Source organism: Dyella jiangningensis (assembly GCF_003264855.1).
In the GTDB taxonomy this organism is placed as follows: domain Bacteria; phylum Pseudomonadota; class Gammaproteobacteria; order Xanthomonadales; family Rhodanobacteraceae; genus Dyella; species Dyella jiangningensis_C.
Genome location: NZ_NFZS01000001.1, coordinates 992,749 through 1,017,921, shown reverse-complemented (window position 1 = coordinate 1,017,921; position 25,173 = coordinate 992,749). Strand labels below are relative to the sequence as shown.

At 66.2% G+C, this 25,173-nt stretch carries 14 protein-coding genes; 8 read left to right on the top strand and 6 right to left on the bottom strand.

The features are described 5' to 3' along the window. Nucleotides 1–84: 84 nt before the first annotated feature. Together CA260_RS04380 and CA260_RS04375 are read right to left on the bottom strand one after the other, a co-directional pair. The gene (locus CA260_RS04380) at nt 85–2,703 is read right to left on the bottom strand and encodes a bifunctional aspartate kinase/diaminopimelate decarboxylase (RefSeq protein ID WP_272946559.1); all 2,619 of its coding nucleotides are present in this window, start codon (nt 2,701–2,703) and stop codon (nt 85–87) included. 273 nt (nt 2,704–2,976) lie between these two features. After that, the gene (locus CA260_RS04375) at nt 2,977–4,491 is read right to left on the bottom strand and encodes a fumarate hydratase (RefSeq protein WP_111981194.1); all 1,515 of its coding nucleotides are present in this window, start codon (nt 4,489–4,491) and stop codon (nt 2,977–2,979) included. A 423-nt stretch (nt 4,492–4,914) separates the two neighbouring features. On the opposite strand from CA260_RS04375, the gene CA260_RS04370 reads away from it, so the two are divergent. The 6 genes from CA260_RS04370 to CA260_RS04345 all read left to right on the top strand — a co-directional run bounded on the left by CA260_RS04370 (nt 4,915) and on the right by CA260_RS04345 (nt 14,321). Continuing rightward, nucleotides 4,915–6,828 carry a S53 family peptidase gene (locus tag CA260_RS04370; RefSeq protein ID WP_111981193.1) on the top strand — a complete coding sequence of 638 codons (1,914 nt, stop codon included), beginning with the start codon at nt 4,915–4,917 and terminating at the stop codon, nt 6,826–6,828. A gap of 144 nt (nt 6,829–6,972) precedes the next feature. Then, a complete protein-coding gene (locus tag CA260_RS04365; protein ID WP_111981192.1) occupies nt 6,973–8,298 on the top strand; it encodes an APC family permease in 1,326 nt (441 codons plus the stop codon). 51 nt (nt 8,299–8,349) lie between these two features. Continuing rightward, a complete protein-coding gene (locus CA260_RS04360; protein ID WP_111981191.1) occupies nt 8,350–8,883 on the top strand; it encodes a (2Fe-2S)-binding protein in 534 nt (177 codons plus the stop codon). Next, nucleotides 8,880–11,144, top strand: a complete 2,265-nt coding sequence (locus tag CA260_RS04355) for a xanthine dehydrogenase family protein molybdopterin-binding subunit (RefSeq protein ID WP_111981190.1) — start codon at nt 8,880–8,882, stop codon at nt 11,142–11,144. Before CA260_RS04360 ends, CA260_RS04355 begins: the two co-directional genes overlap by 4 nt. Before the next feature lie 179 nt (nt 11,145–11,323). Next, on the top strand, nt 11,324–13,603 hold the full coding sequence (locus tag CA260_RS04350; RefSeq protein ID WP_172461713.1) for a patatin-like phospholipase family protein: 2,280 nt from the start codon (nt 11,324–11,326) through the stop codon (nt 13,601–13,603). A gap of 136 nt (nt 13,604–13,739) precedes the next feature. After that, nucleotides 13,740–14,321 carry a DUF4136 domain-containing protein gene (locus tag CA260_RS04345; RefSeq protein WP_111981188.1) on the top strand — a complete coding sequence of 194 codons (582 nt, stop codon included), beginning with the start codon at nt 13,740–13,742 and terminating at the stop codon, nt 14,319–14,321. A gap of 171 nt (nt 14,322–14,492) precedes the next feature. On the opposite strand, the gene CA260_RS04340 is transcribed toward CA260_RS04345, so the two are convergent. The 3 genes from CA260_RS04340 to CA260_RS04320 form a co-directional block, all read right to left on the bottom strand. Further along, nucleotides 14,493–17,066 (bottom strand): hypothetical protein, encoded by a 2,574-nt coding sequence (locus CA260_RS04340; RefSeq protein WP_111981187.1) that lies wholly within the window; start codon nt 17,064–17,066, stop codon nt 14,493–14,495. Between the two features lie 394 nt (nt 17,067–17,460). Next, nucleotides 17,461–19,365 (bottom strand): hypothetical protein, encoded by a 1,905-nt coding sequence (locus CA260_RS04335; protein ID WP_146745279.1) that lies wholly within the window; start codon nt 19,363–19,365, stop codon nt 17,461–17,463. A 98-nt stretch (nt 19,366–19,463) separates the two neighbouring features. Further along, complete coding sequence (locus CA260_RS04320) at nt 19,464–20,381, bottom strand: hypothetical protein (RefSeq protein ID WP_238149607.1); 918 nt, start codon at nt 20,379–20,381, stop codon at nt 19,464–19,466. A 623-nt stretch (nt 20,382–21,004) separates the two neighbouring features. On the opposite strand from CA260_RS04320, the gene fusA reads away from it, so the two are divergent. Together fusA and CA260_RS04310 are read left to right on the top strand one after the other, a co-directional pair. Beyond that, on the top strand, nt 21,005–23,056 hold the full coding sequence (fusA, locus tag CA260_RS04315; protein WP_111981183.1) for an elongation factor G: 2,052 nt from the start codon (nt 21,005–21,007) through the stop codon (nt 23,054–23,056). Between the two features lie 135 nt (nt 23,057–23,191). Then, the gene (locus CA260_RS04310) at nt 23,192–23,704 is read left to right on the top strand and encodes a GreA/GreB family elongation factor (RefSeq protein ID WP_111981182.1); all 513 of its coding nucleotides are present in this window, start codon (nt 23,192–23,194) and stop codon (nt 23,702–23,704) included. A 995-nt stretch (nt 23,705–24,699) separates the two neighbouring features. Here CA260_RS04310 and CA260_RS04305 read toward each other — a convergent pair. Beyond that, nucleotides 24,700–25,167, bottom strand: a complete 468-nt coding sequence (locus CA260_RS04305) for an SET domain-containing protein (protein ID WP_111981181.1) — start codon at nt 25,165–25,167, stop codon at nt 24,700–24,702. Nucleotides 25,168–25,173: the final 6 nt, after the last annotated feature.

Here is a 25,173-nt window from a genome sequence, read left to right as displayed (position 1 = left end):
GAGCGTCCCTGATTGTTGCGTAGTGGCGAGCACCCGCCCCTCACCCCGGCCCTCTCCCCACAGGGGAGAGGGAGAAGTGCGGCTTTACTCGAGGATAATCTCCTCAGCCTCGTCCCTGAGGTTGTACGGCGAGGACATCACCTTGCCGTATGCGCCGGCCTGGGCCACCAGCATCACGTCGCCTTCCTGCGGCTCCGGCAGGCGGCGATCGGTGCCGAGCACGTCGCCGCTTTCGCAGATCGGCCCCACCACCTGGAACAGCGCAGTGGCTTCCTCGTCCAGGCGAGAGAGGTTGACGATCTCGTGCCAGGCCTCATACAGCGCAGGGCGGATCAGGCTGTTCATGCCGGTATCCACGCCGAGGTAGCGGATGGTGCCGTTGCCCTTGCCCTTGGTCTGGGTGACACGGGTGAGCAATACGCCAGCCTCGGCCACCAGGTAACGACCCGGCTCCATCCACAGCTGGTAGTGCGGATAGGCGGCCTTCACCTCGCGCAGCACCTTGTCCAGCGCGGCGATGTCCAGCCGCGCCTCGCCCGGATGCGAGGGCACGCCGAGGCCGCCGCCGATGTCCAGGAAGGTCACGCTGCCGATGCGCTCGGCGATGCTGGCAAGCTGGCCGTATACCTCGCCCCAGTGCCCGTCATCGAGGATGCCCGAACCCAGGTGCGCATGCAGGCCGCGCACGGTCACGCCATGCGTATCGGCCAGGCGCAGGAACGCGTCGAGCTGCTCCACCGGCAAGCCGAACTTGCTGCCGCTGCCGCCGGTGCGCACCTTCTCATGGTGACCTAGGCCGCGGCCGAGATCGAGGCGAAGCACGACCTCGCGGCCGCGGAACACTTCGCCCCAGTGCTCCAGCTGGTAGATGGAATCCAGCGACAGCGTGGCGCGGGTGGTGAGTGCCCATTCGTAATCCTCGCGCGGCGCGAAGTTGGGCGTGAACAACAGCGGCGCCGATTCGGGCACCACGGCCATCACCGCCTTCAGTTCGCCCGGGGATACGCATTCGAATCCGAAGCCCTCTTCCGCCAGTGCCTTGAGGATGGCCGGATGCGTGTTGGCCTTCACCGCGTAATGCAGGCGATCGACCGCCGCCAGCGTTTTCAGCTCGCGCGCCTGCTGGCGCACGGTGGGCAGGTGGTACACGTACCGCGGCGTGTGCTCGGCGCCCAGCTTGAGCAGATCGGCACGGCGCCCATCGCGCCACCACGAAGCCGCCGGCGGCAGGACTTCGCCACTGCCGTACAGCGCCTGCCAGCTCGGGCCGAACAGCGCGCTGTCGTCGGTGCGCAGCGCGCCCGCGGTGATCAGCAGCTCGTGCAGATGCGGCAACAGCTCGTCGACGACGCTTTCATCGACCACGAAGGTCAGGTTCAGATTGTTCGACGACTGCGAAATCATGTGCACGCGCAACTGCCCGAACTCGGCGAGCACGGTCGACAGCGTGTGCAGCATGGAACGCATGCCGCGGCCTACCAGGGTGATGGCGGCGCACGGGGCGATCACCTTCACGCGGCACACCTTGGCCAGGTCGCTGGCCAGCGCGGCCAGCGCGTCGGAATCGAGCAGGTTCTCGGTGGGATCGAGCGAGACCGTCACGTTGGTTTCGGCCGAGCCGATCATGTCCACCGACAGGCCGTGCTGCTTGAAGTTGGCGAACACGTCGGCGAGGAAGCCGACCTGCTGCCACATGCCCACCGATTCCATCGACACCAGGGTGATGCCCTTGCGCGCGCTGATCGCCTTGACGCTGGGCGCGTGCTCGCGCACTTCCGGACCGATGAAGGTGCCTTCCAGCTCCGGCCGGTTGGTGTCCTTGATCAGCAATGGCACGCGCGGTTCGCGCAGCGGCGAGAGGCAGCGCGGGTGCAGCACCTTGGCGCCGGTGGAGGCGATTTCCTGGGCCTCTTCGTAATCCAGGCGCTGCAGCAGGCGCGCGCTGGGCACCTGGCGCGGGTTGGCGGTGAACATGCCTGCCACGTCGGTCCAGATCTCCACGCGCTGCGCCTTCAGCAGGGCGCCGAAGTACGAGGCCGAGGTGTCCGAGCCGCCGCGACCGAGCAGTACCGTGCGGCCCTGCGATTCACGTGCGATGAAGCCCTGCGTGATGAACACCTCGCCCAGCTCGGCGAGCCGTGCGTTCAGTGCCGGGTCCGGCTTGGCCTCGACCATCGCCGAGAGCAGCTTGGTGCGCTCGTTCTGGTTCGGCAATGCAATGGCGGAGAGGCAATCGCGCGCGTCCACCCACTGCGTGGGCAGGCCACTGTGGGTAAGGAACGCCGAACCCAGCGCGCTGGACATCAGCTCGCCATGCGCCTGCACCAGCGCCGACCAGGCGAGTTCGCCCAGCAGCGAGGGGCCGTCCTCGGCGAGCTGTGCAAGCTCGGCGAGGCGGTCAGCCAAGGTACCCGGAACCGCCAGCTGCATGTGATCGAGCAGGTCGTAATGACGCTGTGCGATCGCCTTGGCAGCCTCGATGCGTTTGCCCTTGTCTTCCTGTGCGCACATTTGTTTGAGTGCGTCGGTGATGCCGGAGAGTGCCGAAACGACAACGAGCACGCGTGCGCCTTCGGCACGACGGCTGGCTACCAGCTCCAGAATGTTCTGCCAGCGCGGCAGGGTGGCGACACTGGTGCCGCCAAACTTCATCACGATCCAGGATGCGTCTGCAGGAAGCGACGCGGGGCTCTGCGGGTTCACGAGTACCTTCGTTGGTGGTTGGAGTAAGCAATTCCGTGAGTGTTGCGCCGCAGCAGGCGGAATGCAACTGCTGCGGGCGATGGACGTTTGGATGGCTAAATGCGGTGGGGTGCGGAGCGCCTCGCCTTTGCAGGTAAAGCCCCTCTCCCTGCGGGAGAGGGGTTGGGGTGAGGGTGCGGGGCTTGCGTCAGATTCCAATCCTCGCTCCGGCCGCACCCTCATCCGCCTGCCGGCACCTTCTCCCGAAGGGAGAAGGGTTGCTTCGTTGTGGCCTTACGCAACCACCACAGGGATTTTCCCGATCCGCGCCTGCCACTCCTTCGGCCCCGTCTGGTGCACCGAGGTACCGGCCGAATCAACGGCGACGGTCACTGGCATATCCTTCACCTCAAACTCGTAGATCGCTTCCATGCCGAGGTCGGCGAAGCCCACCACGCGGCTGGCCTTGATCGCCTTGGACACCAGGTAGGCGGCACCGCCCACGGCCATCAGGTACACCGACCGGTGCTTCTTGATCGCCTCGATCGCCGCCGGGCCGCGCTCGGCCTTGCCGACCATGCCCAGCAGGCCGGTCTGCGCCAGCACCTGTTCGGTGAACTTGTCCATGCGGGTGGCCGTGGTCGGGCCGGCCGGACCCACCACCTCGTCACGCACCGGATCGACCGGGCCGACGTAGTAGATCACGCGGTTCTTGAAGTCGACCGGCAGCTTCTCGCCCTTGTTGAGCATGTCGACCATGCGCTTGTGCGCGGCGTCGCGGCCGGTGAGCAGCTTGCCGTTGAGCAGCAGCACTTCGCCCGGCTTCCAGCTGGCGACGTCTTCAGGCGTGACCGTGTCCAGGTCCACGCGACGGCCCTTGCTGGCGTCGTAGGTGAGCTTGGGCCAATGCTCCAGCGACGGCGGATCCAGCGCGACCGGGCCCGAACCGTCCAGCGTGAAATGCGCATGGCGCGTGGCGGCGCAGTTGGGGATCAGCGCCACCGGCAGGTTGGCCGCGTGGGTCGGGTAATCCTTGATCTTCACGTCGAGCACGGTGGTGAGGCCGCCCAGGCCCTGCGCGCCGATGCCCAGCGCGTTGACCTTCTCGTACAGCTCGATGCGCAGCTCTTCGATGCGGTTCTGCGGGCCGCGGGCGATCAGCTCCTGGATGTCGATGTGCTCCATCAGCGATTCCTTCGCCATCAGCATCGCCTTCTCCGCGGTGCCGCCGATGCCGATACCGAGCATGCCCGGCGGGCACCAGCCGGCACCCATGGTCGGCACGGTCTTGAGCACCCAGTCCACGATGGAGTCGGACGGGTTGAGCATGGCGAACTTCGACTTTGCCTCCGAACCGCCGCCCTTGGCGGCGACGATCACCTCGACGGTGTCGCCCGGCACGATCGACATATTGATCACCGCCGGGGTGTTGTCCTTCGTGTTGGTGCGCTTGCCGGCCGGGTCGGCCAGCACGCTGGCGCGCAGCTTGTTGTCCGGGTCGTTGTAGGCGCGGCGCACGCCCTCGTTGATCATGTCTTCCAGCGACAGCGTGGCGTCCCACTGCACGTTCATGCCGACCTTGACGAACACCGTCACGATGCCGGTGTCCTGGCACAGCGGGCGGTGGCCCTCGGCGGCCATGCGCGAGTTGATCAGGATTTGCGCCATCGCATCTTTCGCGGCCGGCGACTCCTCGCGCTCGTAGGCGGCGGCGAGGTTGGTGATGTAGTCGACGGGGTGGTAGTAGCTGATGTACTGCAGGGCGTCGGCGACGGACTGGATCAGATCGTCTTGCTTGATGGTGGTCATGGCGGCTGCTTCGACTCCGGGGTTACGGCGTCGAAACAAGGGATGTCCACGACGCACAACCCTCCTATTGTGCCGCAAAACGTCCCCGCACCCCGGAAACCGCCCCTGGTCCCGCTCGCCTGCCGGCGCGGCACGGCACGGCCACGGCTAGTGTTTCGGCCAAAAGTCGTAGGCGCAATTTCTTCCGCCCGAATGTCAAGCCCCGCGCAAGCTTCGAAATTTCTTGCGTCAAATCAGCCACTTCCCAGAAGGTCGACGGAGCGCTAGTTTCCGTTGGCCAGCGCGATGTTCTTCAGGGGGCGCCTGGGCTGTTGGGGAATGTGTTCACGACCGTTTGGCTCACGGCCTGTCCGTGGGGCGTGGCGTGCATCACTCGCGCAACGCCTGTCGGTACGGCTGTTTCTACCCTTGGAGAAACTGAACATGCATTCGAACTTGCATCGCAAGTCGCTGGCGGCTTCGCTGGCTCTGCTGCTCTGCGGCTTCACCACGGCGACGTTCGCTGCCAATTCGCCTACGGATCTGGGGCCAAGCGACCAGAACCAAAAAGTCAACGTCACGCTCGTGCTTGGCCTGCGCAACCAGGCTGCCCTGGAAAGCTTCATCGCCAGCACGGTGACGCAGGGCAATCCCAACTATCACCGTTTCCTCACCACCGATCAGTTCGCCGACCGCTTCGGTGCCAGCGCCAGCGATATCAGCAAGGCACAGGCTTTCATCAAGCAGGCAGGACTGACCCAGGTGGAACTGCTGCCCAACCACCTCGCCATCAAGGTGAACGGTACGGTGGGGCAGTTCAACAAGGCCTTCCAGACCTCCATTCACGACTTCAAGGCGAACGACGGCTCGACCTTCCGCCGTCCGAACGCCACGCCGACCCTGCCCTCGTCGCTCAGCGGCACGCTGGTGGTGGCCTCGGGCCTTAGCACCGAAGCACGCTACCGCTCGCATCGCATGCGGGCGGTGGATGCCCCGCAGCAGGGCACGACGGCCAATACCTTCGCCAAGACCGCTTCGACAGCAGCCGCTCCTGCGACGACACCCTGCACCGGCAATGCAACGGCTACGTGCACGCCAGGCGAATTCACGGTCGGCGACGTGGCCAACCGCTACAACGTCAACCCGCTCTACAAGGCGGGCGTCAACGGCAAAGGTTCGACCATCGGCATCGCCACGCTGGCCGATTTCCTGCCGGACGACGCCTATGCGTACTGGAGCGCCATCGGCCTGGCGGTCAAGCCCAATCGCATCACGCAGGTGCATGTGGATGGCGGCGGCGTTCTCAGCGGTGCGGCGGGTTCCGGCGAGACTTCGCTGGACGTCGAGCAGTCGGGCGGCCTGGCGCCGTGGGCGGACATCATCGTGTATGACGCGCCCAACACCGACGCCGGTTTCTTCGACGTGTTCAACCAGGCCGTTTCCGACAACAAGGTCGACAGCCTGTCGGTGAGCTGGGGCTCGCCGGAAATCTTCTATTTCCCGCAGCTCAACGGCGGCGTGGATTTCACCGATGAGCTGCGCGCCTTCCACCAGGTATTCCTGGAGGCGGCGGCACAGGGCATCTCGATGTTCGCCACCTCCGGCGATTCCGGCGCATACGACACCGTGCGCAGCCTGGGCGGCCTGCCCAGTGATCCGGTCCCGCCGCCGCTGACCGCGGATGCACCGGGTTCCGATCCGTACATCACCACCGCCGGCGGCACCACGGTGCCGTTCACCTATAGCTTCCGCGGTGGTCCGTCGGTATCGCTCACCAAGGAATCGGTCTGGGGCTGGGATTACATCAACAACTACTTCCAGACCTACCTCGGCATCGACCTCACCAGCGGCGTGTTTTCGGTGGGCGGCGGTGGCGGCGTGAGCGTGTTCTGGCAGGAGCCGGCCTACCAGATGTTCACCTCGGGCATCCGCAAGAGCGAGAAGAAGCAGACCCTCTACCTTCCTCAGTACGGCATCAACTACACGCTGCCGGCCAACTATCGCGGCCGCAACGTGCCTGACGTGTCGCTCAATGCGGATCCGGAGACGGGCTACAGCTTCGTGTCGTCGCTGGACGGCCCGGGCCTGCTGACCTTCGAAGGTGGCACCAGCTTCGTGGCGCCGCAGCTCAACGGCATCAGCGCGCTGCTGAGGCAGTCGACCCACGGCCGCGTGGGCCTGTGGAACCCGCAGATCTACTTCCTGCAGAACGTGTTCGGCTATGGGCCGTATTCGGCCTTCAACGACATCCGTGCGGGAGACAACTGGTTCTACAAGGGCGTGTCCGGTTATGACCCGGGTGCTGGCATCGGCACCTTGAACGTCACCAACCTCGCACTGTTCCTCAGCGTGTTCTGAGCCATCCCCGCAGCGGGATGCAAAGGCCGGCGTCGCAGGGCGCCGGCCTTTTGCTTGGAGCCTGCCGGCGGCGCGGCCATCGGGGGTTGCTGCCGGCGATGGCAACCGCCATGCTCGCCGGAACCATCCGCATTGCAGGGCTCCATGAGCGACACCACGACGTCCGGCGGCTACGTTCGCCGTCTCCGCCCGTTGGACGCGGCCATGATCGTGGTCGGCGGCATCATCGGCGGCGGCATTTTCCTGAACCCTTACGTCGTGGCGATGCGCACATCGTCGGGTTTGTCGCTGCTTCTCATGTGGGTAGGCGCGGGCGTGCTGACCCTGATCGGTGCGCTCTGCTACGCGGAACTGGGTGCTCGCCGCCCTCACGCGGGTGGCAGCTATGTGTACCTGCGCGAGGCGTTCGGCCCGCTCGCCGGCTTCCTGTTCGGCTGGAGCATGCTGCTGGTGATCTATTCGGGATCAACCGCGGCGGTGGCGACCATCTTTGCCAGCTACGCGACGGCGCTGTTCGGCCTGCCGGCCTCGGCCACCACGAGCCTGGCCATTGGCGCGCTGGTCTTCGTGGCTCTCATCAACCTGTTCGGCTTGCGACTGGGCGCGCAGGTCCAGAACCTGTTCACCTTGCTCAAGCTGCTGGCGGTGGCGGTGCTGGTGGTGTGCGGCCTGTTGCTGGCCGGCGTCAACACCAACGGCATTCTGGCCACCGACCCCCAGACGGCCGACGTGGGCTTCATGGGCGCGGCGCTGCCGGTGCTGTTCGCCTATTCCGGGTTCACCTATCTCAACAATCTGGCCGGCGAGGTCAGCGACCCGCAGCGCACTCTGCCGCGCGCCCTGTTGATGGGAATGCTGCTGGTGATCGCCGCCTATGCGCTGGTCAATCTCGCCTATCTTGCCGTGCTCGGCCATGCAGGCCTCGCTGCCAGCCGGGCTCCCGCCGCCGACGTGATGCAGCGTGTATTCGGCACCGCCGGTGCGAAGCTGATTGCCGTGGGCGTGGCGATTTCCGCGCTGGGATTCTGCAACATCACCCTGGTCTCGGGCGCCCGCGTGCTGCAGGTGATGGGCGAGGATGGCCTGTTCTTCCGCAGCGTGGCCAAGCTGCACCCGAAGCACCACACGCCGAACATCGCGCTGCTGCTCCTCTCGGGCTGGGCCATCGTACTGGTATGGTCCGGCAGCTATAGCCAGCTGCTCGACTACGCCACGTTCGGCGACTGGCTTGCCTGCGCCGTGGGCGTGGGCACACTGTTCTGGTATCGCAAGCATGGTGGGACGGAGGTCAATTTCCGCGTGCCGGGGTATCCGCTGCTTCCGCTGCTCTTCATTGCCATGATCGGCCTGGTGATGGTGCAGAGCCTGCGCGCCAGCCCGATGAACACCGGCATCGGCCTGCTGATCATGGCCGCCGGCATCCCTGTCTACATCGTGTGGCGACGCCTGTTCAGCCGCGTGGCGTCGTAAGGCGCAGCCAGCAATGCGACAATGACGGGATCACGAGGGAGAGCTTTACCGATGGCGCACGCGCAAGACCAGATCCTCACGCCCCGTCCTACCGGCAGCACCATCGTGCCGGAGAAGATTCGCGAAGGGATCGATCTGGAGATCAACGGCCGGCCCTACCGTCACACCGGCGACGACCAGATGCCGCTGCTGTGGTACCTGCGTGACGTGCTGCGCCTTACCGGCACCAAGTACAGCGGTGAGCACGGCGAAGGCGGCTACGACCTGGTGCTGGTGGACGGCAAGCTCGCCTCCGCCATCTCGCTCCCGATGCTCCATGTTGCAGGCAAGTCCATCACCACCGTGGAAGGACTGGCCGGCGCGGACGGCAAGCTGCACCCGTTGCAGCAGGCCTTCATCGATGAGAACGCCATCGGCTGCGGCTACTGCACGCCCGGCTGGCTGATGGCCTCGGTGGATCTGCTCAACCGCCACTCGCAGCCCAGCGACAACGAAATCGACCAATTGCCCAACCTCTGCCGCTGCGGCTGCCAGACGCGCGTGCGCCGCGCGATCAAGCGTGTTGCCAATGGAGCACGCGCATGAGCCTGCAGAACGACAACACCATGCAGCTCTCGCGCCGCCGCTTCCTGCAGGTGCTGGCCGGCACCGCCGGCGCGCTCATCGTCGGCATTCGCGTGGCTGAGGCCACGGACCTGCCCGTACCGCCCGCTTTCCTCGGCGACACGCTGTATGGCCTGGGCGCCTATGTGCGCATCGACGCCGATGGCAACGTGATCATCGGCGCACGCGATCCGGATACCGGCACGGGCACCGCCACCGCCGTGCCGCGCATCATCGCCGACGAACTCGATGCCGATTGGAACCGCGTAAGCGTGGTACCGATGGGCCTGGGCGTGGAAGACGACAACAGCAAGCCGCGTTGGATCTACGGTCACCAGACCGGCGGCCTCGGCGATTCGATTCCGGCCGCGTGGGCCGATCTGCGCCAGATCGGCGCTACCGCGCGCTGGCTGCTGCTGCAAGCGGCTGCGCCGCGCCTTGGCGTGCCGTCGGATCGCCTGCGCTGCGAAGCGGGCAACGTGATCGCGCCGGACGGCCGCAAGCTCGGCTACGGCGAGCTGGCCGAAGCCGCCGCGAAGATCGCTCCGCCGACCTCGCCCGTGACACTCAAGACGCCGGATCGCTACACGCTGATCGGCAAGCCCGCCGCCGACGTCGATGCCCGCGCCATCGTGACCGGCCAGGCCGCCTTTGCGCTCGACAACTATGCCGGCGACACGCTCGTCGCCGTGCTCAGCCACTGCCCATGGACCGACGGCAGCGTGGAGAGCCTGGATACCAGCGAAGCCACCACCGTGAAGGGCGTGGTCAAGGTGTTGCAGCTCAAGCCCGAAGCGGGCATCGCGCTGGGACAGACGGTACGCGCGCCCGCCGTGGCGGTGATCGCCGAAAACACCTGGGCCGCCCTGCAAGGTCGCGCCAAGCTCAAGCTGAAGTGGAAGGCCGGCAGCCAGAACGAGAGCAGCGCCTGGTTCGAACAGCAGGCGACCGACCTGGTCAACGACAAGAACGCCGCGCCCACCACGCGCGTACGCAACGACGGCGACGTGGATGCCGCCGGCAGGAAAGCCGCGCGCCGCGTCGAAGCCACCTACGTGCAACCGTGGCTTGCGCACGCCACCGCCGAGCCGATGAACTGCCTCGTGCGCGTGGACAAGGACGGCGCCACGCTGGTGGTGCCCACGCAGGCACCGCAGCAGGCGTGGCAGGTGGTGCAGCGACTCACCGGCCTTTCGCCCTCGCAGATCACCATCAACGTGCCGCGCGTGGGCGGCGGTTATGGCCGCCGTCTCGATCACGACTACGTGGCCGAGGCGGTGATGCTGGCCAAGGAAGTCGACAAACCGGTCAAGCTGATGTGGACGCGTGACGAGGACCTCGCGCAGGACTATTACCGCTCCGCCAGCGTGCACAAGTTCTCCGCCACGCTCGACGGCAAGCGCCAGGTCGTCAGCTGGAACCAGCGCATGGCGAGCGCCTCGGCGCTCGCCCAACGCGGCATCCCGGACAACCGCCTGTGGGTGTCCGAAGTCGACGCGCACCAGTTGCCCGCGGGCCTGGTGCCCAACCTGCGCAACGACTGGTATGGCCTGCCCTCGGTGATGCCGCGCGGCTTCGCTCGTGGCATGCCGCACGTGAGCAATGCGTTCGCCGTCGAGAGCTTCGTCGACGAGATCGCGCACTCGCTGAAGGAAGACCCGCTGGTCACGCGCCTGCGCCTGATCGGCGAGCCACGCCAGATTCCGCTGGGCAACGACCGCGTACTCGACACGGGCCGCCTCGCCAACGTGCTCAAGCTGGTCGCCGACCGCATCGAGTGGAAGAACTGGCTGCGCACGGTGAACGGCCTGGGCATCGCCTGCTGGTACGTGGACGGCGCCTATGTGGCGCACGCCATCGAGACCTCGCTGCAGGGCGATCGCCTCAACATCGAGCGCGTGGTGTGCGCGGTCGACGTGGGTCGCGTGATCAACCCCGCCGGTCTCGAAGGCCAGGTCGCGGGCGCCACGCTGGACGCGCTCTCCTCGGCGCTCAATTTGCAGGTCACCTACAAGGACAGCCAGATCCAGCAGCACAACTGGAAGGACTATCCGCTGGCCAGCATGGCGCAGTTGCCCGACACCACCGATGTCATCGTCGTGCCGGGCGACGGCAATCCCGCCGGCGCGAGTTTCCTCGGCATGCCGTCGGCCGCGCCGGCCCTGGCCAATGCCGTGTTCCGCGTGAGCGCGGTGCGCGTGCGCCGCCTGCCGCTGCTGAAGGAAATGCTGCGCATGCTGTGATGCGATCGCGGCGTGTCATCGCCGCGATCCGCAGACAGTTTTGTGATGGAAATGTGTAGCGTCATGCGTCACGCATGACGCGCGCGTGCATGCACACACGCTGCATTCGATATGTCTTACGATGCCGTGCCTGCAGCGAAGTTGGGGTTCGCTGCCACCACGCGCCCGAAGGACCGTCAATGCGCCTCCGCCTCGCACTGATCGCCTCGCTGTTGCTGTGCACGTCCCTCTCCGTTTCGGCGCAAGCGTCCGGCGCCGCCACGACGGCGCCATGCATCGGCGTCGTGCTCGGCGGCGGCGGCGCGCGTGGCGCGGCCCACATCGGCGTGCTCGAAGTGCTGGAGCGCGAACATATCCCGGTCTGCCGCGTCGCCGGCACCAGCATGGGCTCCATCGTCGGCGGTCTCTACGCTGCCGGTTATACGCCAGCGGAGATGCACAGCATCATCACCTCGCTGGACTGGAACGACCTGTTCTCGGACGACCCCGCACGCATGGAAATGCCCATGCGCCGCAAGGACGCCGATTACCGTTACCTGCTCAACTTCGAGGTCGGCTACAAGAACGGCCACATCATCACCCCCGCCGGCGTGGTGCAGGGCCAGAAGCTGCTGCTGTTGCTGCGTCGCCTGCTGATTTCCACGTGGGACGTGCACGACTTCGACAACCTGTCGATTCCGTTCCGCGCGGTCGCGACGGACATCGTGGCGGGCAAGCCCGTGGTGTTCGGCTCGGGCGATCTTGCCCTGGCCATTCGCTCCAGCATGTCGGTGCCGGGCGCGTTTGCGCCCACCTACGTCGACGACAAGCTGCTGGTCGACGGCGGCCTGATGGACAACGTGCCCATCGACGTGATGCGCGACATGGGCGCGCAGAAGCTCATCGTCGTCGACGTGGGTTCGCCGCTGCTCAAGCGCGAGCAGCTGAGCAACCCCGTCGCGGTGCTCAACCAGATGGTCAGCGCGCTGATGGACGAAAAGACGCAGCGGCAACTCAATACGCTGGGCCCGGACGACATCCTCATCAAGCCTGAGCTGGGCGACATGAGCGCGAGCGAGTTCAATCGCGGCGAAGAGGCCATCAAGATCGGTCGCGCCGCGGCGGAAGCGGCGCTGCCGCGGCTGCGGGAACTGGCGGTCGCCCCGGACCAATGGCAACAGTTCGTCGCCAGTCATCGCCAGCGGCAGTTCGATCCGGCACTGGTGTCCTTCCTGAAGGTCGACGCCGCGCACACCGATACCGCCAAGTACGTGGAGGAACGCCTGGCCAAGGATGTCGGCAAGCCGTTCGATCCCCAGAAGCTGGAAGCGCAGATCGGCAGCATCTACGGCCGCGGCAACTACCAGCAGATCGACTATCACCTGCAGCAGGACGACAACCAGCGCGGCTTGCTCATCATCCCCCGCGACAAGCCGTGGGGCCCTGTCTACGGCAAGGTCGGCTTCCAGCTCGACGATGATTTCCAGGGCCGCAGCGAATACCTGCTCTCGGGCGAACTCACCGCCACCAATGTCAATCGCTACGGTGCCGAATGGCGCAACACATTGTGGGCGGGACGCATCGGTGGTCTCGCCAGCGAGTTCTACCAACCGTTCGGGCAAGGCGCGTCGGCTTATGTGATGCCCTCGCTGCTGTTCCGCAACGAGGACATTCCCTTCTTCGACGACAGCGGCAATCACCAGTTGGCCGAGTACCGCGTGAAACGGCGCAGCGCCGGCCTGGAAGGTGGATGGTCGCCCACCAGCACGTGGCGACTGCTCGCCTCGGTGACGCGTGGCAGCGACAACGGTGACCTGCGTATCGGCATACCTTCCGCGTCCGTCCCATCGGGCGACACCGGCAACAACATCATCTTTCCACCCAGCCAGACCAGCGAATACAGCGTGGTACGCGTGGGCACGGACTGGGATAGCCTCGACAACGCGCAGTTCCCTTCGCGTGGCGCGCACGTCAACCTGTATTACGACATGTATCGCCCGTTCCTTGGCGGTCGCCAGGAAGGCGACGTCGCGCGATTGGTGGCGGACTGGGTGCCCGACCTGTGGCCGCAGAACGGGCGCTATCGCCTGCTGCTGGGCCTGCGTGCGAGCAGCGCGCTGGACAACACCAAGTTCTTCGAGGCGCAGAGCTTTCTCGGTGGATTCCTCAATCTTTCCGGTTATTCGGAGCGTTCGCTCTATGGCAATCAGTCGGCGCTCGCACGCGCCGTGCTGTACCGGCGCACCGGCAGGATGGACGCCATCTTCTCCACGCCCGTCTACATCGGCGCCAGCCTGGAAGCCGGCAATACCTGGCACGACAAGAACGATGTGCAGCTCAATTCGCTGATCTACGCCGGCAGCATGTTCCTCGGCATCCAGACGCCGCTGGGGCCGCTGTTTTTCGGCTACGGCTATGCGCAGGGCGGGCACAACTCCATCTATCTGACGTTCGGATCGCTGTTGCGCCCGCAGCTGTAACCCGCGGCGACGCAGCCGGCACTTACTTAAGTAAGTCAGCCTGCCGGATCGCAATCGCGTGGCCTCCACAAAGCGCACCGCACAATCCGGCCGACGCCCGCCGTTTCGCGCGGGCTTTCTGCCATGGAGCCATGCCATGAAACTCCTGCGTCTGTTCGTCATTGCCGTCAGCGTAGTGCTTTGTGCGTGCTCGACCGTCAGCGTCACCAACCAGTGGCGTGATCCCTCATGGGCCGGCCCGCCGGCATCCAACGTGGTGGTCGTGGGCATTTCACGCAGCGATACCATGCGTCGCGTTTTCGAAGACACCTTCGCGCAGCAGCTGCAGGCTGCCGGTGTGCAGGCTGCCGCCAGCTACACGCAGATTCCGCCCGGCAACGGCGGCAGCGTGCGACTGCGCGACCTGGTGAAGGGCACGGGCGCGCAGGCTGTGCTGGTGACGCGCGTTGAGCGCGTACAGCAAAAGGTCAACGTGACCCCGAGCGGCCCGTATTACGGCGGCTTCTACGGCTGGTACGGCGGTGCCTGGGCATCCACGCCGGACATCCACCAGTATGAAGTGGTCACGTTGGAAACCAGCGTTTGGGATGCGCGCAGCGAAAAGCTGATCTGGACGGTGACCACCGAGAACGTGGCCACCAGCGACATCCCCAAGACGTCGACGCAGCTTGCGCAGACGCTGATTCCGAAGATGAAGGCCGACGGCGTCCTGCGCTGATTGTCACTCGTCATTCCGGCGCAGGCCGGAATCCAGTTGCAAAGCGATCGGTTGTCGCGTGTAGCAAATCCGCGAAGGTTGATCGCGACAACCGAGCCTGACCGCCACTGGATTCCGGCCTGCGCCGGAATGACGGCAATAGAAGGCACTGCAGCCGAGCGACCGCGAGGCTCAACGGCGGAACCCGCCCCCCATTCGTCCGCCACCGAAGCGCCCGCCACCGGCTGATCCGCGGAAACCGCCCATCTGGCCGTGATAGCGACTGTTGTAATTGCTGCGGTCGAACTGCTGGCGTTGTTGCGGGCGTGCCTGCTCGCGCTGCTGGAACGATGCACTGTCCGCACTGCGATCGCGCGCCATGCGATCACGATTCGTGTCGGCGCTGTCCGGCCCGTTCACCCGATTGAAGTCGCCCTTGTTGTCGACCTTCTGCCAGCCCTGGTCCTTGTCGTAGCGATAGACGTTGCCGTCCTTGCCGGCGTACACCTTGTCGTTGATGTCCACCACGCCGCCGCGGCTCACGTCGCCGGTCGCCTTGTCGTAGTGCACATAGCCCGCACCGCGCGCGTCGCCACCCGCGCCCTGTGAATTGAATGCACCCGCGGCGCCTGCGCCTTGATCGGTACGGCCGGCAACACCTGCCTGTTGCGTGACGCGCCCCGTGTTCGTGTTCGCCACGGTGCGTGTGCCACCGGCCACGGCGTTGCCGGTATACGGATTCACCGCCGCCCCGCCCTGGCCGCCGACCACGCGGCCGGTCTGCGGGTTGTAGCGGATGCCGCCTGCGGCCGCCGTGGTGGTGCCGGTATAGATGTTGGTGTTGCGTCCTGCATAGCCCACGCCGCGACCGCCGGTGGCTTCGTTGTAGTAGCCGCCGCGACCCGCGCGGCCGACGTTGCCCGTCCACGGATTGGCCCAGCCTGCGACCTGTCCCGACACCACCGCGTTGCCCCAGCGACCGTACACGTTGGCTGCCGCGATCGCGCCGCCCCAATAACCGGGGTAATAGCCGGGGTAGTAACCCCAATAACCCCAAGGGCCCCACCACGGTCCGTACCACGCGGAAGCCCACGCCCATCCCCATGCGTAGCCGAAGCCCCAGCCGGCCCATGGCGTCCAGCCGAAGGACACGCCGAAACCATACGTGGCCGGGCAGCCGTACCAGATGTCATTGCCCACCCACGGATCGCACGCGTAACCGGTGCCGTACACCACCACGCCACCACTCACCACGGTGCCGTAGTAGCCCGGCGAATAACCGACGTAGACATCGTTGCCTTCGTGCCCGTAGACGAATACGTAGGTGACGTAATGCAGCGGCGAACTGGGCGGAATCGAATAGATCACAGACGGCACTTCCAGCGCCACCGACCACGGCCCGTTGGGATTGCCCGCGGTGAACCACACGCCGTTCTGCACGGCGTAGTACGCGGTGTTGTCCACGCGGATCACCGGCGCCTCGGTATTCCATGCATACGACAGCGTCGTGCCTTCGATGGGACGGAACTGCGGCGCGCCGTCATAGCGCAGATGAAGCACCGCCGTGTGGCTGTTCACCGTGGCTGTCTGCGGGATGCTGTTGGCGATCAAGGCCTCACGCGCCTCCGGCGTACCGGGAATCGACGCGAGCGCGGCACTCTTGGGGCTGTCCGGCGGGATGTTGGCGAAATCGGCCGGCAACGATTCACCCGCCACGTAGCGCCAAGGTCCGTTGGTCGACTCGGCGGTGAACCAGCGGCCGGAAATCAGCACGTACCACGTGAGGCCATGTGCCTGATCCACGAACACGTCGGACGCCGTGTTGCTCACGTAAGCGAGCTGCGTTCCTTCGATCGCCGCGAACTGCGGGTCGCCGTCCACCATGATCAGTTCCGACGGCTGCGAACGCACGTAGATCTCCGGCAACTGCCCGGAGTCGAGCACCTTCTTCAGTGCTTCCGATGGATTCTCCAGCGTGTCGACCTGCTTGGCGTTCGCCGGCGCGTGCGCGGCCTGGGTGACGGCCGGAGGCGGCGCCTTGGTCAGTGTCCATGGGCCATCCAGCGACGACGCCCTCACCCATCGACCCGCGAACGTGAGGTAGTACTGCGAGCCCACCTGCAGTATCAGCGAGCGCGTATTCACGATGCGATTGACGCCGGCCGTACCCGACGGCTTGCTCGCCGGCGCGCCATCGATCAGCACGAGCAGCGCGGGCTTGAACGAGAAGATGATCTGCGGCGGATCGTTGCGCACCGCCTCGTTCTTCACGTCGTTCTCCTGCTGGCTGATCGCCAGCGAAGCTTCCATCGTGTCGAGGTTGGCCACCTGGTGGCTGCGTGCGGCGATCTTGCGCAACACGTCGAGATAGCGCGACTGCTGCGCGGCCTCGGTGGGAAACGACACCTTGTCGACGGTGACCTGGGACAACGTCACCTGGCGCAGCACCTTGTCCGTTTCGGTACGCGCAGTGACCCAGGCGACGCCGTACGCCATCACGTCATGCGACTTGCCATCGCTGCCGACCTGCATGCCGGTCTTCACCGCCACGGCGATGCGTCCCTTGAGCTGGCCATTCACCCAACTGTCGAGCTGCGGATGATGCAGCACCATATGCACGCCATCGATATCGAAGGTATGCGGCCACTCGCGGAAATCCGCATTGCCTGGTGACGGCGCGGCCTTGCCGCCCTGTTGCGAATGAACGGGCATGCCCGCCAGCAGGGCAAGCGCCAGCATCAGGCCTAGCCAACGCATCGCGCGCATGCTGCACCTCACGGCTGATCGTCATGATGATGTGCACGAGCATGAACTGCGGGCATGGCGCCCGGTAGCGCAAAACTTCGCAGCGCGACCGCGTAGTTTTACCTAGGGCAACACTGACTTAAGTATCGCCATCGTCATGATGCCTGGAAGGCTCGCCGGCTGTGTTGCGTGGCGCCGGGAAGACTGGCCGTCTTGCCAAGCCTCGCGGCGCAGCCGGCGAGCCTTCCAGGCATCACCCTATGATTGAAAAATTCGACCGGTTGGGCCCGCCCTGTCTGTTCGCACGCCTTCGGTCCGTTGGCTCGACAGACGGCCAGTCTGCCTTCGCCAACGGCCCTATGGCTTGCGAACAGACAGGGCGGGTGACGACGGCGATATTTAAGTCAGTGTTGCCCTAATGAAACTGGTCGCTCGCCGGCACCCATGACGTGCTGCCGGAACGCGCGGGCCCGGTGGGCACCGTGACCGGGTCGAGGTTGGTGCATCCGGCCGGCAGCGGGCCACCGGCCACGCGCGCCGCGGCGCATTGCGCGCTGTTGTCCAGCTTGACCGTCGCCATGGTGGGCGCACCTGCCGTGGACGGCGCGGGCGGCACCAGCGGGTTGGTGGGAGCCAGCTTCATCCTGTCGTAGACCACGTCGTCGACGGGCTTGGGCGGCGGATTGCCATCGCCGCAACCGAACAACGCGACCGGGAACAGCGGCATCACCACGCATTCGACGCGCACGCCGCGCGGCAGGTTGAAGGTGTGGCGCAGCGTGGTCTTCTCCACCGCATGTCGCAGTGCGGTGTCGATCGAGCTTTCGCCTTCGGGCGTCCAGTCCTTCTCGAAGCGCGTGGCCTGATAGCCGATGTTCGGCGTGCCATGCGACATGATCTCGGTATTGCCGTGCGGCTTGAGCTGCACATACGTGCCAGTCACGCCCTGCTCGCCCTGCCCCGATGGCGAACCCTGCCCGTGGGAACCTTGGCCGCTGCCCTGTCCCGGTGGCAGCGAGAGATTGAGCCCGTTGCCCTGCGTCGTTGCGGTGGACTGGTTGCTACCGTTCGGTTGGCCCGGTGTTCCCGTGTTGCTGCCTTGCGGCGTGGCGTTGGGCGCACTGCTCACGCCCTGCTCGCCGGTCGACTGGCTTGTCTGATTGCCGGTGGCGCTGGCCTGCGCGCTCGACGCGTTCTGCGCCTGCGACGAAGACGGCGACGAGGCTGCACTCGGCTGGTTCGAGGGCGCCTCCGACGGCGTCTCGACCGAAATCTGCGGGCGCGCGATGGAGGGCTTGTTGTCCACCGCGATCGCCGTCGGCGCCACGGCCTGCAGGCGCGGCGCCTGGGGGCGTTCCAGGCTCGGCTGCGGATGGGGCGGAAGCGGTACCGCCTCCAGTTCCGGCTCGGCGACGCGAATCGCCGGCGATTCCACCTGGGGTTGCTCGCGCGGCACCACGGCGGTGACGGTGCTGGGCTGCGGCTGCAGGTTGACTGTCGGCGCTGCCTGCGCGGGCAGCGGCACGGCCTGCATTTCAGGCTCCGGCGGAGCCACCGGCTCTTCGGCACGCGTGACCGGCGCGATGCTGGGGCGGGTGTTGGCCGGCACCGCCTTCTCCATCGCGATGGTGGGCGGCGTCACGGTGGGCGCGGACTGCGGCGGCAGCTCCTCGATCGCCATCGATGCCGGTGGTGGCGGCGGCTGGTTGCCTTCGGCCTGCGGCTTGCGCACGGGCTCCGGCTGGAACTTCGGCGGCGTCGGTTTGGCGGTGGGCGGCGTTTCCAGCGTCACCTGCGGCGGCTCCGGCGCGGCGGGCACCGGCTGCAGGGTTTCCGTGGGCGCCGGCTTGGGCACGCTCACCGGCGGCAGCGGCGCCGCCGTGATGGTGGGCTTGGGTGCGCTCGCCGTCGGCGTCTCCGCGATCACCGGCGTCTGCAACGCCGGCACCGGCACCGGCGAGAGTTCGGTGTTGGTGCGCGTGGACGAACTGCTCTGCCTCGCCGTGCGCGGCGCATTGCTGGCGTTGCCCTTGTGCACCGGGCCGACCTGCTTGGGCGGCGTACCGCGAACGGGCGGCGGTGGAGGGGGTTCCTCCTTGGGCTTTTCGATCAGGCGCACCACGAGCGGCGTGTTCGCTTCCTCGCTTTCTTCCATCTCGTACGCCGAGCCGAGCACCGCGCCAAAGAGAAAGGCCAGGTGCACGAGCAGGGCACCGACGAGGCCGAGGATACGCAGCCAGCGTTCACGCGCGCGCTCCGTGCGGCGCCGGCGATAGACGAACGCACTCTCCGCCGCCGACTTAGGCGATGGCAACGTCACGGTCAGCCGGCTTACGGATTCCCTCTCCATGCGCGCAGTGTAGCGGGCACCGCCGACATTCTGTGTGGGCCGGGCATGTTACGGCGCCCTATCGGCGCTCAATGGCCTGCAGGATGGGCGGGAGGTTGCGAGTGCTCGCGCATCTCGGCATCGACGGCACGCGTGGGCGTGTCGACAGGACAGCCCTGCGGCAGCGGCTTGTCCGCGCGATAGATGGCGATGCATTCCTCCACGCTCGGCCCCTTCGGCGCGGGCATATCGGGCACCAGCGGATTGGCGGGTGCCATGTTGAGGCGCATGTCGGCGCTCTTGCTCGTGGGCTTCGGCGGCGGATCGCCGCCGCAACCACCCGCGAGCGCGGCCAGCGCGACCGCACAGTGGATGCGCACGCCGGGCGCGATGTGGAACGTATGTGTCACCGTGGTCTTGTCCACCGCACGCTTCAGCGCATCGTCGACGGAACTCGCGCCATCGTTCCAATCCTTGTCGAAACGCGTCGCCTGGTAGGTGATCGGGCTGTCGTGCTTCATCACCTGGGTATCGCCCTGCGGCGTGCGCTGCACGTAACCGGGAGCGGGCGTTGCCGGTGCGCTCGTGGCGGAGGCGGGCAGCTTCGGCTCACCGGTGGCGTCGTAGAGCTGCGGCGCTGTCGCCACCGTGGCGGGCGGCGCCGGTGGCGGCCCGGGCAAGGTCACGGTCATCGCCTGTTTCGCCGGCGGCTCGCGCACGACAGGCTTGGGCGGTGGTGGTGGCGGTGGTGGCGCCATCTCCGGCACCGCGGACGGCGCTGCCGGCGCCGCCGCGGGGATCAGGCGCACCTGCAGCGCGTCCCGCCGGCCAGCGTGGGTCTCCTCAAGCGCACGCAGCCGCAGCTCATGCCAGGTCAGCAGCGCGAACAACACATGCAATGCCAGCACGAGGGCGAGCGCCACCCGGCGGCGCCCCCGATCGGGCGGCGCCTGGCGCCAGCGCATCTGGTGCAACAGCGCGCGCGTGGGGCCATCGAGGGGCGCCAATCCGCGAGTCGACGGCCCGGGCGGCATCCAGCGATGATGTTCGACCTGCTCGGTACGTTCGATGGGGGATTCCCTTCTTGGGGCGGAACAACCGCATGGCCAGGTTCCTTCCTGCCATGCGAGGGGAGACTTCAGGTGACAAGCTGCGCGCCGTCGGGTTCCCTCTTCCCCGCACTGCAACTTGACCCTTCGAGGCATTGGGGAAACCCTAGTCAAACGGCCTCTCCGGCCGTATCCGCCATGACCGCCCCCGCGTCCTGCACGCCTGGACGACCATGACGGCCCGCCATCGTCAGCCGCTTGCGCGGCTTCGTGCGGCGCCGCAGGTCATCGTCGGCACGATTCCGCGCCCAGCCATGGGAGGGTCGCATCGTGTTAGTGCCTGTCTGGACATTCATCGCAATCCCCGTTGCCCCGCCAGCGCGGGCAGGTGATCGTGCGGGGCGCAGGCCATGGTGGCGCCATGGTCAAGCCACGCGCGGCCGCATGCCCGCACTGGCGGGGCAACCCTTCGGGCCGGATCTGTTTGCCCGCCATCCTGCGTCATCGCTCGGTCGCGTATCGACATACGCTTCCTCACTCTTCCTTGTCTTGCGGGCAAACAGCTTCCGGCGGGGATCGCGATGAATATCCAGACAGGCACGCACACGGAAAACATCCGCAACATCGCGCTCGCCGGTCACGCCGGCAGCGGCAAGACCACGCTGTTCGAGGCCCTGCTGCACGCCGGCGGCGTCATCCAGACCCAAGGGTCGGTGGAGCGCGGCACCACGCAATCGGATACCGATACCCAGGAAAAGGCGCGCGGCCATTCCATCGACACTGCCATCGCCGCCGTCCCCTTCGGCAACAGCCACGTCAACCTCATCGATACCTCGGGCTATGCGGATTTCCGCGGCCCCACGCTGTCCGCCTTCGCCGCCGTGGAAACCGTGGCCATCGTGGTCAACGCGTCCAACGGCATCGAATACGGCACGCGCCGCATGATGGAGCGCGCCGACGAACGCCGCCTCGCGCGCGTGCTGGTGATCAACCGCATCGACGTCGAAGGTGCGCGCCTCGCCGCGCTGGTCGATGCCTTGCGCGACGAATTCGGCACCCAATGCCTGCCCGTGAACCTGCCTGCCGATGGCGGCAAGGCGGTGCTCGATTGTTTCTTCCACGGCGATGGCGCCACCGATTTCTCCTCGCTGGCCGAAGCGCACCAGCGCATCCTCGATCAGGTGGTGGAGATCAACGAATCGGTCATGGGCCACTATCTCGATGCCGGCGAAGAGGAACTGAGTCCGCAGGAACTGCACGACGCCTTCGAGCAATGCCTGCGCGAAGGCCACCTCGTGCCCATCTGCTTCGTCAGCGCTCGCACCGGCGTAGGCGTGAAGGAATTCCTTGAGCTGGCCGACCGCCTGCTGCCCAATCCCAACGAGGGCAACCCGCCGCCCTTCCGCAACGGCGAGGACGAGCTCATCACCGTCAACGCCGACCCCACGCAGCATGTGATCGCCGACGTCTTCAAGATCGTCAACGATCCGTTCGTCGGCAAGCTCGGCATCTTCCGCGTGTGGCAAGGCACGATCCGTCGCGACACGCAGCTCTACATCGACGACAGCAAGAAGCCGTTCAAGGTGGGCCACCTGTTCCGCCTGCGCGGCAAGAACCACGACGAGATCGAACAGGCGATTCCGGGCGACATCGCCGCCGTCGCCAAGGTCGAGGAAATCCACTTCGACGCCGTGCTGCACGACTCGCACGACGAAGACCGCATCCATCTCGCGCCGATGCGTTTTCCGCAACCGATGTTCGGCCTGGCGCTGGAACCAAGCCACAAGGGCCAGGAGCAGAAACTCTCGCAGGCGTTGGTGCGACTGGCCGAAGAGGATCCGTGCTTTCGCGTGGAGCACCACAAGGAACTCAACGAGACGGTCGTGCGCGGCCTTTCCGACCTGCACCTGAAAGTGATGCTGGAACGCATGCGCGAGCGCTATGGCGTGGAGGTGAATACGCACCCGCCACGCATCGCCTACCGCGAGACCATCGCCAGCCGAGCCGACGGCCATCACCGTCACAAGAAACAGACCGGCGGTGCGGGACAGTTCGGTGAAGTGTTCCTGCGCGTGGAACCGCTGGAGCGCGGGGCCGGTTTCGAATTCGTTGATGAGGTCAAGGGCGGCGTGATTCCGAACCAGTTCCTGCCGGCCATCGAAAAGGGCGTGCGCCAGGCGATGGAGTCGGGCGCGATCGCCGGCTACCCGATCCAGGACCTGCGCGTCACCGTGTACGACGGCAAGTACCATCCGGTGGATTCGAAAGAGGTGGCTTTCATCAGCGCCGGCAAGAAGGCCTTTCTCGATGCGGTGAGCAAGGCGCGCCCGATCGTGCTCGAACCCATCGTCGACGTCGAAGTGGCGATTCCCGAGGCGAACGTGGGCGACGTCACCGGCGGCCTCGCCGGCAAGCGTGCGCGCATCCTCGGCACCGATACGCTGCGTGGCGGCGAACTGGTGATCAAGGCGCAGGCGCCGCTGGCCGAACTCACCGATTATCCCACCGAGCTCAAGGCGATGACCGGCGGCCGCGGTCGCTACAGCCTGGATCTCAGCCATTACGAAGCCGTGCCGCTGCCGGTACAGAAGCAACTTGCCGAGGCCTGGAAGCCTCACGTGGAAGAAGACTGATCCGCACGCGCCAGTCGACGTGTGTGGCAGATGCCATGCACGTCGGGACGGCGCGCACCGCTTGATGCGCGGCCGCGACGCCGCCATGTCCTACCTATGCATGTGCGCCGGCAGTCCCGGCGCGGGAGGCACGATATGAGCCGCTCCTTCGTCAAGGACGCGGACGAGTCCGCTGGCGACAGGCTTCCGGACATCCCGCTGAGCGAACACGCCAACTATGTGACGCCACGCGGACTCGCACAGCTGCGCGAACGGCTGATCGCCGCGCGCGAACGGCGCGACGCGCTGCGCGTCGCCGCGGATACCTTGCCGCAGCAGAGCGAACTGGCCGCTCTCGAGCGCGAACTGCGCTGGCTCAATGCGCGGGTGAGCAGCGCCATCGAGGTGGACCTGTCGCAGCAGCCGCACGACCGCGTGGCTTTCGGCGCACTGGTGATCGTGGACAGCGATGAAGGCCAGGCACGCTACCGCATCGTCGGCGAGGACGAAGCCGACGTGGAGCACGGGCTGGTGAGCTACGTGTCGCCGCTGGCCGCGGCATTGCTGGGCGCACGCGTAGGCGACGAGGTCGTTTGGCAGCGCCCGGCGGGAGACCTCACGGTGGAGATCGTCGCCATCGACTATCCCGCTGACAAGCGCGACGCCTAGGTCCCGCTATCACTAGATCACGCTCTCACTAATCCACCCTCTCAACTGTAGGAGCGCACCTTGTGCGCGACAGCCTTTCGCTCCAGTCTTCACGTTTTTTCAGCTTTACTGAAGCGCTTGCGCCCTTCGGTTGCCGTGCTTTCGCTAGATTGCCGCTTACGACGCGAAGCTAGTCCCTGTGGGACGCTCGAGTCACTTTTCTTTTGCTGGCCCACGCACGCGTTCTTTGCGTGCGAACGGCGAAGCCGGCCCGCACGCGGGGAGGCGCCATGGATGGCGCCGGCTTTGAGGAGCGAGGAAGGGCGGAGGGCGGAACGCCCGGAGTCAAAGTCCGACGGGATTAGCTTCGCGTCAAAAGTAACCCAAAGAAAACGGCCTTCAGAGCCAAGGCTCGTAGCGATATGAGGAATAGAGCCTGACGACCCAGGCTAGCCGGGATGCGCTCGTTACTACCTCAAACGGAGCCGCTGCACCGCAACTCGCCGTAGCGGAGAGGGCTTAAAGCAGCTTCGTTTAACGGCGAGGGAATCTTGATGCCGCCATGCGTTCTCCCTCTCCCCTCCGGGGCACGCGGAGAGCGGCCATGGACGGCCGCGGCTTTGAGGAGCGAGGAGAGGGCCGGGGTGAGGGGCGGGTGCTCGCGACGGAGCCACCTACCTCTGTAGGGGCGCACCCGGGGCGCCGCCCCAGCCCGCGACCGTCGCCGGCCGTGGCTGCGACAACCTCCCAACGAGATAATCCTCACCTCTGCGGTCGCGCACTGGGTGCGCTCCTACAGTGATACGGAAGTACGCCGCTCACGGCAAAACCCCAACCTCTGTAGGAGCGCACCCAGTGCGCGATCGCGGCGTGGGATAACCCATGCATCCCGTCTTCGCCCATGCCAGCGCATCAGCGTATAAAACAAACGCCGCGCGAGAACCGCGCGGCGTAGCAGATTTCAGCCCGGCGGTCGCGCACAGGTGCGCTCCTACAAGGTATGCGGCGGTGATTGCTCAGCGCTTGGACTTCAACAACGTACCCGTACAGTTCTTCGAGCCGCACAGGCACTTCCACAGCTTCTTGAGGCGTGCGGTGTGCGGCACGTCCAGCGTGATGCCGTAGTCGTAGGTCAGCTCTTCGCCGGGCTTGATGTTGCGGATGGCTTCGATCAGCACGCGGTCCTTGCGCGGATCGCCGTTTTCGGCTTCCTCGATCAGCGCCTGGCAGTTGGGATCGCAGCTGTGGTTGATCCAGCGCGCCGTGTTGCCCTTGCGGTTGGCGTCGATCAGGTAATAGTCGTTGAGCGTGAACAGGAAGGTATGGCCCGTCTCGCCACCGTCGCCGTACATCGTGTCGGCTTCGACGTGGGTCATCAGCGTGCCCTTGTATTCGATGATCTCCTCGCCCTTCTTGATCGGGGCGACGGCGAAAACGCCATTGCCATGGATGGGAGAGCGGCGGGCAACGATACGTCGGGTCATGGGCAG